Genomic DNA, 9,009 nt, shown 5'->3' with positions numbered 1-9,009 from the left:
GAGGTTACCGACTGCGGCCTGAGTTTTTTAAGTGACGTAAAATCGTGTTGAGGCTAACGCCCATAATGCGTGCAGTTGCCCGGCATCCAACGCCATTCATGGCCATATCAATAATTTTCTGGTGCGTACCGGGTTGAGAAGCGGTGTAAGTGAACTGCAGTTGCCATGTTTTACGGCAGTGAGAGCAGAGATAGCGCTGATGTCCGGCAGTGCTTTTGCCGTTACGCACCACCCCGTCAGTAGCTGAACAGGAGGGACAGCTGATAGAAACAGAAGCCACTGGAGCACCTCAAAAACACCATCATACACTAAATCAGTAAGTTGGCAGCATCACCGCGGCTACTTGATCGTCGATATTTATAATGAAATCCTGCGCATGCTGTCCAACCGCATTGCCGGATTGGGGCTATCGATTATGGCGGTGGGCGGTATGCCCGCTACATGGAGCGCATAGGGGCCAGTCGCGCGATGGTGAGCTTGTTAAGCCGCCCGTTAAAACTCATTCGCTCACCGTATATTATTCTGTCGGCAACTTACGTCATCGGTCAAATCATGGCGCAGTTTATTACCAGCGCCTCCGGTCTGGGTATGTTGCTGATGGTCACCTTATTTCCGACACTGGTGAGTCTGGGAGTAAGTCGTCTCTCTGCGGTGGCGGTTATCGCAACCACAATGTCCATTGAGTGGGGAATTCTGGAAACGAACTCCATTTTTGCAGCCCAGGTCGCGGGAATGAAAATTGCCACTTACTTCTTCCACTACCAGCTTCCGGTCGCCTCTTGCGTCATTATCTCGGTGGCGATCTCCCACTTTTTTCGTGCAACGCGCTTTTGACAAAAAAGATAAAAATATCAATCACGAACAAGCAGAGCAAAAAGCTCTCGATAATGTCCCGCCGCTCTATTACGCCATTTTACCTGTGATGCCGTTAATCCTGATGCTCGGCTCGCTGTTCCTCGCCCACGTCGGGCTGATGCAGTCAGAACTGCATCTGGTGGTGGTGATGTTACTGAGTTTGACGGTGACGATGTTTGTTGAGTTCTTCCGCAAGCATAACTTGCGCGAAACAATGGACGATGTGCAGGCGTTTTTTGACGGCATGGGTACGCAGTTTGCCAACGTGGTAACGCTGGTGGTCGCGGGTGAAATATTTGCGAAAGGCTTAACGACGATTGGCACTGTCGATGCGGTTATCAGGGGTGCGGAGCATTCTGGTCTGGGCGGTATTGGCGTGATGATTATTATGGCGCTGGTCATTGCCATTTGTGCCATTGTGATGGGCTCTGGCAATGCGCCGTTTATGTCATTTGCCAGTCTTATTCCGAATATCGCAGCCGGACTACATGTACCAGCGGTTGTAATGATTATGCCGATGCATTTTGCCACGACGCTAGCGCGCGCGGTTTCGCCGATTACTGCGGTGGTGGTCGTTACGTCAGGAATTGCAGGCGTTTCGCCTTTTGCGGTGGTGAAGCGAACAGCGATCCCCATGGCAGTCGGTTTCGTGGTGAATATGATTGCCACAATCACGCTATTTTATTAAGCCATTAAAAGACAAAACAGGCCACCAGGGCCTGTTTTTGTATTACTTCACAACGCGTAATGCCGGTCGACCACCGCGTGGTGGCTGCGGAGGTTCATCGTCAGGATGAGTGTCATCATCGTGATCTGGCTTGTCGCCATCAATAACCGACATAACGGTTTCGTTGTCTGCCGATGCCTCTTCATCATTCATGATGCTGGTATCTTCATCGTAGGCAGCTTCAGGCTCAAACATTGTGCCTGCGCCATTTTCACGGGCGTAGATAGCCAGCACGGCAGCCAGCGGCACAGAAACCTGACGCGGAATGCCGCCAAAGCGCGCGTTAAAGCGCACCTCATCATTCGCCAGTTCCAGATTGCCGACAGCACGCGGCGCAATGTTGAGTACGATTTGCCCGTCACGCGCATATTCCATAGGAACCTGCACGCCAGGGAGCGTCACATCCACCACCAGGTGCGGCGTGAGCTGGTTATCCAGCAACCACTCATAGAATGCACGCAGCAGATAGGGACGACGTGGTGTTAGCTGTGACAAATCCATACAGATTAACTCCGGCCCAGACGCATTTCACGTTCTGCTTCAGTTAAAGAAGCAAGGAAAGAGTCACGCTCAAAGACGCGGGTCATATAGCCTTTCAGCTCTTTCGCACCCGGGCCGCTGAACTCGATGCCCAGTTGCGGCAGACGCCACAGCAGCGGAGCAAGATAGCAATCGACCAGGCTGAACTCATCGCTCAGGAAGTACGGCTTCTGACCGAAGACCGGCGCAATCGCCAGCAGTTCTTCGCGCAGTTGCTTACGTGCGGCATCTGCTTCAGAAGCTGAACCGTTGATGATGGTGTTCATCAGCGTGTACCAGTCTTTTTCGATGCGATGCATGTACAGACGGCTTTCACCGCGAGCTACCGGGTAAACAGGCATCAGTGGCGGATGCGGGAAACGCTCATCCAGATATTCCATAATGATGCGAGATTCCCACAGGGTCAGCTCACGATCCACCAGGGTCGGAACGCTCTGATTCGGGTTGAGGTCAATCAGATCCTGAGGCGGATTGTCCTTTTCCACGTGTTCGATCTCGAAACTTACACCTTTCTCAGCCAGCACAATGCGGACCTGATGGCTATAGATGTCAGTAGGACCGGAAAACAGCGTCATTACCGAACGTTTGTTGGCAGCGACAGCCATGAAAACCTCCAGGTATAGTCAGAATTTTTACTGCTACCAGCCACCAGGTGGCCAGTCAGAAGTTGTGTTACCCAGTAAGGAACGACTCTCTTTGTTCGAAAATCAAACAAAAAATGAGCAATACCCGACATTTGGGCAGAAAATTGGATGATAGTTTACCAGATTTTGCGACCTTTGTGGTGAGTCGATGCCGGAAATGGGGAAAAAGAGATGCGCTTTAGTCTGAAATAGTTGACTTAGTCCCTTATTGGCGATGTGGTTTTTGTTTTACCTGTCTGTCAGGTGGCAGCAAAAAGCAACTTTCCAGTTTTTACGCTGATTCAGATTTTAGCTATAAAAAAACCCGCCGAAGCGGGTTTTTTCGAAAATTGTTTTCTGCCGGAGCAGAAGCCAATTAACGTTTGGAGAACTGCGGACGACGACGTGCTTTACGCAGACCGACTTTCTTACGTTCAACCTGACGAGCGTCACGAGTAACGAAGCCAGCTTTACGCAGTTCAGAACGCAGGGACTCGTCGTATTCCATCAGAGCGCGGGTGATACCGTGACGGATCGCACCAGCCTGACCAGAGATACCACCACCTTTAACGGTGATGTACAGGTCCAGTTTCTCAACCATGTCGACCAGTTCCAGCGGCTGACGAACTACCATGCGGGCAGTTTCACGACCGAAGTACTGTTCCAGAGAACGTTGGTTGATTACGATTTTACCGTTGCCCGGTTTGATGAAAACGCGAGCTGCGGAACTTTTGCGGCGACCAGTGCCGTAGTATTGATTTTCAGCCATTGCCTATAATCCCGATTAGATGTCAAGAACTTGCGGTTGCTGTGCCGCGTGGTTGTGCTCGTTACCCGCGTAAACTTTCAGTTTACGGAACATAGCACGACCCAGCGGGCCTTTTGGCAACATGCCTTTAACCGCGATTTCAATCACACGCTCAGGACGGCGAGCAATCATCTCTTCAAAGGTCGCTTGTTTGATACCACCGATGTGGCCGGTGTGGTGATAGTACACTTTGTCAGTACACTTGTTGCCGGTTACAGCAACTTTGTCAGCGTTCAGAACGATGATGTAATCACCGGTATCTACGTGCGGAGTGTATTCCGCTTTGTGCTTACCGCGCAGGCGACGAGCCAGTTCAGTAGCCAGACGGCCCAGAGTTTTACCGGTCGCGTCAACAACATACCAGTCGCGTTTTACGGTTTCTGGTTTAGCTGTAAAAGTTTTCATTAAAAGCTTACCCAATAAATAGTTACACGTTGGTGAACACCCAAACGTCTTCAATTGTTGAGGTTCACACGACAAAGTCCGGCAAACCTACCCCTTCGAATAGCCTATGCCAGCACACAAAAAGTTTTGGGAAAAAAACTTTCTTGTAACGTGGGGTCGCAGGATTATAGAGAAGTCGGGGTCAAAGATCGACCCCTTTTTGTGATTTGTGACAGGTTTTAACCCGCCAAATGCTCGCGCTTCAGATACTCTTCGCTTTGCATCTCTTGCAGACGTGACAGGCAACGCTGGAACTCAAACTTCAGCCGATCGCCCTGATAAATTTCATACAGCGGCACTTCTGCACTCACCACTAATTTGACATGGCGCTCGTAAAACTCATCCACCAGCGCAATAAAGCGCCGCGCTTCGCTCTCCATCAACCGCGTCATAACTGGTACATCAAACAACATGACCGTATGAAAGAGGCGTGAGAGCGCAATATAGTCATGCTGGCTGCGGGCATCGACACACAAGGTGGTAAAAGAGACAGCAAGCGTCTGATTCTCAGCGCCCATTGTCGCCAGCGGTCGATGGTTGATTTCTAACGTCGGTGAATTTTCGCGTTTCGCTCCCGCCAGCGCCAACCATAGTTTATCCATTTGTGCCCGGGTTTCATCGTGGAGTGGCGAAAGCCACAGATGCGCCTGAGTGAGTGTACGCAGTCGATAATCAACACCAGCGTCCACGTTCATTACATCACAATGCTGTTTAATGGCATCGATTGCAGGCATAAAACGCGCACGTTGCAAGCCATTTCGATAAAGTTCGTCCGGCGGAATATTTGACGTCGCTACCAGGGTAATACCGCGGGCGAACAGGGCTTTCATCAGACCGCCAAGTAGCATGGCGTCGGTAATATCAGAAACAAAAAATTCGTCAAAACAGAGCACGTCAGTTTCGGCTTTAAAGCGATCGGCAATAATTTCCAGCGGATCGGTCTGCCCCTGTAAGGCAGTTAGCTCTTCGTGCACCCGCAGCATAAAACGGTGAAAGTGCAGGCGCTGTTTCCGCTCTCCCGGCAGGCTTTGATAGAAAAGGTCCATCAGCCAGGTTTTCCCGCGTCCTACACCGCCCCACATATATAAGCCACGCACTGGCGTATGCTTTGTGTCTTCGCGTTTACCCCACAGCTTACCGACCCGCGCCATTAGCCCACTCGTCCTGGGGGCTGGTGGCCTGCTATTGATGAGTTCTTGATAAATAATTTCCAGGCGGCTGACGGCCTCTTTTTGAACGTCGTCGGGTTGATGGCTGCCTTCATTGAGCGCCTTCAGGTATTGCGATGTTGGGGTAACGCTTTGCATGATCTTATTATTATTCCTTGAATAATCGGTGCGCCGTTGTTCACGGTTGACGAAAAAAAGGCCGTTCTACACTACGCGATATGCAGTCGGGATTCCACTTCTGTGGAATTAACGGTTATAGTGGCATAATCAGCCGCAGGCATGGAGCCTGAAGCCAACACCCTACGGAAACAAAAGACAACGGGAGATGTTCATGACCTGGGAATATGCGCTAATTGGGTTAGTCGTCGGCATCATTATTGGTGCTGTGGCCATGCGTTTTGGTAATCGTAAACTACGCCAGCAACAGGCGTTGCAGTACGAACTGGAAAAGAATAAAGCTGAACTGGACGAGTATCGCGAAGAGCTGGTTAGCCACTTTGCCCGCAGCGCGGAATTACTGGATACCATGGCGCACGACTATCGCCAGCTGTATCAGCACATGGCGAAAAGCTCCAGCAGCCTGCTGCCGGAACTGTCTGCTGAAGCAAACCCGTTCCGTAATCGTCTGGCAGAGTCTGAAGCCAGCAACGATCAGGCACCGGTGCAGATGCCTCGCGACTATTCTGAAGGTGCATCCGGCCTGCTGCGTACTGGCGCGAAGCGCGACTAATTTATTTTTCGGGCGCAGCCATTGCGCCCTCCTCTTCTCTCCCTCCCCGACTATCATTTAATCTGGTGTCTCATTGTTAGCCGTCTGAAAATTCAATAACATCAAACTGTTTTGAATCTCTTTTCTTATCATTCAGGTACGAGAGCAGGAATAATGAAAAAACAAACCCAGCTGTTGAGTGCATTAGCGTTAAGTGTCGGGTTAACTCTCTCGGCGTCATTTCAGGCCGTCGCGTCGATTCCAGGCCAGGTTGCCGATCAGGCCCCTCTCCCCAGTCTGGCTCCAATGCTGGAAAAAGTGCTTCCGGCAGTGGTGAGCGTACGGGTGGAAGGAACGGCCAGTCAGGGACAGAAAATCCCGGAAGAATTCAAAAAGTTTTTTGGTGATGATTTACCGGATCAACCTGCACAACCCTTCGAAGGTTTAGGTTCCGGTGTCATCATCAACGCCAGTAAAGGCTATGTGCTGACCAACAACCATGTGATTAATCAGGCACAGAAAATCAGTATTCAGCTCAATGATGGGCGCGAGTTTGATGCAAAACTGATTGGTAGCGATGACCAGAGCGATATCGCCCTGTTACAAATTCAAAACCCGAGCAAATTAACGCAAATCGCTATTGCCGACTCCGATAAATTGCGCGTCGGTGATTTTGCCGTAGCGGTCGGTAACCCATTTGGCCTTGGGCAAACCGCCACCTCTGGCATTGTTTCCGCATTAGGCCGCAGCGGGTTGAATCTTGAAGGTCTGGAAAACTTTATCCAGACAGATGCTTCCATTAACCGCGGTAACTCCGGCGGTGCACTATTAAACCTTAACGGTGAGTTAATTGGCATCAACACTGCAATCCTTGCGTCTGGCGGCGGGAGCGTCGGGATTGGATTTGCCATCCCCAGTAATATGGCGCGAACACTGGCGCAGCAGCTTATCGACTTTGGTGAAATCAAACGCGGTTTGTTAGGAATCAAAGGCACCGAGATGAGTGCCGATATCGCCAAAGCCTTCAACCTTGACGTGCAGCGTGGCGCGTTTGTCAGCGAAGTGTTGCCAGGTTCTGGCTCGGCAAAAGCGGGCGTCAAAGCGGGCGATATTATTACCAGCCTCAACGGCAAACCGCTGAATAGCTTTGCTGAGTTGCGCTCTCGTATCGCGACTACAGAGCCGGGCACGAAAGTGAAGCTTGGCCTGCTGCGTAACGGCAAACCACTGGAAGTAGAAGTGACGCTTGATACCAGCACCTCTTCGTCGGCCATCGCTGAAATGATCACGCCAGCGCTGGAAGGTGCAACGTTGAGCGATGGTCAGCTAAAAGATGGCGGCAAAGGTATTAAGATCGATGAAGTTGTCAAAGGAAGCCCAGCTGCTCAGGCAGGCTTGCAAAAAGACGATGTGATCATTGGCGTCAACCGCGATCGGGTGAACTCGATTGCTGAAATGCGTAAAGTGCTGGCGGCAAAACCGGCCATCATCGCCCTGCAAATTGTACGCGGCAATGAAAGCATCTATCTGCTGATGCGTTAATGTCGTAAACCGGGCATCAGGCTTACGTGTGATGTCCGGTTAACTCGTGGTATGCTGCTGCCGTTCCCTTTTTTAATGACGCCTCCATCATGTTTGTGAAGCTCTTACGTTCCGTTGCGATTGGATTAATTGTCGGCGCTATTCTGCTGGTTGCCATGCCTTCGCTGCGCAGCCTTAACCCGCTTTCCACTCCGCAATTTGACAGTACCGATGAGACGCCTGCCAGCTATAATCTGGCGGTTCGCCGCGCCGCGCCAGCGGTGGTTAACGTTTACAACCGTGGTGTGAACACCAACTCTCACAACCAGCTTGAGATCCGCACCCTGGGATCCGGTGTAATCATGGATCAACGCGGTTATATCATCACCAATAAACACGTCATCAACGACGCCGATCAGATCATCGTCGCCTTACAGGATGGACGTGTATTTGAAGCATTGCTGGTGGGATCTGACTCTCTAACCGATCTGGCGGTACTTAAAATTAATGCCACTGGCGGTTTACCTACCATTCCAATTAATGCACGTCGCGTACCGCACATTGGCGACGTAGTACTGGCGATCGGTAACCCGTACAACCTCGGGCAGACCATTACCCAAGGGATTATTAGTGCCACGGGTCGAATCGGTCTGAACCCTACCGGGCGGCAAAACTTCCTACAAACCGATGCTTCCATTAACCACGGTAACTCTGGCGGCGCGCTGGTGAACTCGCTGGGAGAACTGATGGGCATTAACACGCTGTCGTTTGATAAGAGTAACGATGGCGAAACGCCGGAAGGTATCGGCTTTGCGATTCCTTTCCAGTTAGCAACCAAAATTATGGATAAGCTGATCCGCGATGGGCGCGTGATCCGCGGCTACATTGGCATTGGTGGACGTGAGATCGCACCACTGCACGCGCAGAGCGGTGGTATAGATCAACTGCAAGGGATCGTGGTTAATGAAGTGTCACCTGACGGCCCGGCGGCGAATGCGGGTATTCAGGTCAACGATCTGATTATTTCAGTGGATAACAAACCGGCCATCTCTGCTCTGGAGACGATGGATCAGGTGGCAGAAATTCGCCCTGGTTCGGTGATCCCGGTTGTAGTGATGCGTGATGATAAGCAGTTAACGCTGCAGGTCACCATTCAGGAATATCCGGCAACCAATTAAGTCGAGTGCTCAAAACAAAAAACCGGAGTCTGTGCTCTAATGCCAGTCAGTTAAGCAACTGACTGGCTCTTTTTCGGGGCTGTGGGGTATTTCCAGGGCCTCTCCTTTACCACTCTCGGGAAGGCCCTTCCCCTTCTCGTCGGTAATTTCACAAGTTGTCCCATACTTGCAAGATCGCGCATCAGCTCCGGTATACGTCCCGGTGAAGCGCCCTGCAATGTCATCAGCATTCTCATCACCATTCCGCATGATTCTGAGAAACTCAGTTGATTCGGCCAGTAACCTTTCAGATGTTCCGCCATTTTAATCATCTGATATCTCACCAGATTATAAGCCAGTAAGACACCCCACAGCTCTTGCTCCACAAGCTCCGGCTTTTTACTTCTCAGCGTCAGCCTGCTCAGTTGCATCGTCTGTTTTATCTCCCTGTATCCC

Annotated in this window: 8 protein-coding genes and 3 pseudogenes; 4 read left to right on the top strand and 7 right to left on the bottom strand. The window is 51.1% G+C overall.

The features are described from left to right. Positions 1-280 (bottom strand): annotated as a pseudogene (locus BGK49_RS04700) (IS1-like element transposase); the annotation flags it as partial. Positions 281-337: 57 nt separating this feature from the next. Here BGK49_RS04700 and dcuC point away from each other — a divergent pair. Then, a pseudogene (gene dcuC, locus BGK49_RS04695) lies at positions 338-1,543 on the top strand (anaerobic C4-dicarboxylate transporter DcuC); the annotation flags it as partial. Between the two features lie 42 nt (positions 1,544-1,585). On the opposite strand, the gene sspB reads toward dcuC, so the two are convergent. The 5 genes from sspB to zapE form a co-directional block, all read right to left on the bottom strand. After that, positions 1,586-2,083 carry a ClpXP protease specificity-enhancing factor gene (gene sspB, locus BGK49_RS04690; protein ID WP_000366129.1) on the bottom strand — a complete coding sequence of 166 codons (498 nt, stop codon included), beginning with the start codon at positions 2,081-2,083 and terminating at the stop codon, positions 1,586-1,588. 5 nt (positions 2,084-2,088) lie between these two features. Continuing rightward, the gene (gene sspA / locus BGK49_RS04685) at positions 2,089-2,727 is read right to left on the bottom strand and encodes a stringent starvation protein SspA (RefSeq protein ID WP_000257293.1); all 639 of its coding nucleotides are present in this window, start codon (positions 2,725-2,727) and stop codon (positions 2,089-2,091) included. Positions 2,728-3,121: 394 nt separating this feature from the next. Then, positions 3,122-3,514: a 30S ribosomal protein S9 gene (rpsI, locus tag BGK49_RS04680; protein ID WP_000829818.1), complete on the bottom strand. Its 393-nt coding sequence runs from the start codon at positions 3,512-3,514 to the stop codon at positions 3,122-3,124. Between the two features lie 15 nt (positions 3,515-3,529). Continuing rightward, positions 3,530-3,958 carry a 50S ribosomal protein L13 gene (gene rplM, locus BGK49_RS04675; protein ID WP_004986574.1) on the bottom strand — a complete coding sequence of 143 codons (429 nt, stop codon included), beginning with the start codon at positions 3,956-3,958 and terminating at the stop codon, positions 3,530-3,532. Positions 3,959-4,176: 218 nt separating this feature from the next. Then, positions 4,177-5,304 carry a cell division protein ZapE gene (gene zapE, locus BGK49_RS04670; protein WP_001192311.1) on the bottom strand — a complete coding sequence of 376 codons (1,128 nt, stop codon included), beginning with the start codon at positions 5,302-5,304 and terminating at the stop codon, positions 4,177-4,179. A 193-nt stretch (positions 5,305-5,497) separates the two neighbouring features. On the opposite strand from zapE, the gene zapG reads away from it, so the two are divergent. From zapG to degS, 3 genes are all read left to right on the top strand, one after another. Then, positions 5,498-5,896, top strand: coding sequence for a Z-ring associated protein ZapG (zapG, locus tag BGK49_RS04665; protein WP_001295270.1), 399 nt, complete (start codon positions 5,498-5,500; stop codon positions 5,894-5,896). Positions 5,897-6,049: 153 nt separating this feature from the next. Beyond that, positions 6,050-7,417, top strand: a complete 1,368-nt coding sequence (gene degQ, locus BGK49_RS04660; protein WP_005044006.1) for a serine endoprotease DegQ — start codon at positions 6,050-6,052, stop codon at positions 7,415-7,417. 89 nt (positions 7,418-7,506) lie between these two features. Further along, positions 7,507-8,574, top strand: a complete 1,068-nt coding sequence (degS, locus tag BGK49_RS04655) for an outer membrane-stress sensor serine endopeptidase DegS (RefSeq protein ID WP_000497730.1) — start codon at positions 7,507-7,509, stop codon at positions 8,572-8,574. A gap of 50 nt (positions 8,575-8,624) precedes the next feature. Here the strand turns inward: degS and BGK49_RS04650 are convergent. After that, a pseudogene (locus BGK49_RS04650) lies at positions 8,625-9,009 on the bottom strand (IS4 family transposase); the annotation flags it as partial.

The sequence above is a fragment of the Shigella sp. FC1544 genome, assembly GCF_001722145.1.
Classification (GTDB): Bacteria; Pseudomonadota; Gammaproteobacteria; order Enterobacterales; family Enterobacteriaceae; genus Escherichia; species Escherichia coli.
The sequence above is the reverse complement of the archived record's forward strand: the minus strand, read 5'-3'. Positions and strand labels throughout refer to the sequence as shown.

Excerpts from the sequence above, each read along its gene's own strand:
- sspB (WP_000366129.1), bottom strand. The coding sequence starts at position 2,083 with ATGGATTTGTCACAGCTAACACCACGTCGTCCCTATCTGCTGCGTGCA.
- sspA (WP_000257293.1), bottom strand. The coding sequence starts at position 2,727 with ATGGCTGTCGCTGCCAACAAACGTTCGGTAATGACGCTGTTTTCCGGT.
- rpsI (WP_000829818.1), bottom strand. The coding sequence starts at position 3,514 with ATGGCTGAAAATCAATACTACGGCACTGGTCGCCGCAAAAGTTCCGCA.
- rplM (WP_004986574.1), bottom strand. The coding sequence starts at position 3,958 with ATGAAAACTTTTACAGCTAAACCAGAAACCGTAAAACGCGACTGGTAT.
- zapE (WP_001192311.1), bottom strand. The coding sequence starts at position 5,304 with ATGCAAAGCGTTACCCCAACATCGCAATACCTGAAGGCGCTCAATGAA.
- zapG (WP_001295270.1), top strand. The coding sequence starts at position 5,498 with ATGACCTGGGAATATGCGCTAATTGGGTTAGTCGTCGGCATCATTATT.
- degQ (WP_005044006.1), top strand. The coding sequence starts at position 6,050 with ATGAAAAAACAAACCCAGCTGTTGAGTGCATTAGCGTTAAGTGTCGGG.
- degS (WP_000497730.1), top strand. The coding sequence starts at position 7,507 with ATGTTTGTGAAGCTCTTACGTTCCGTTGCGATTGGATTAATTGTCGGC.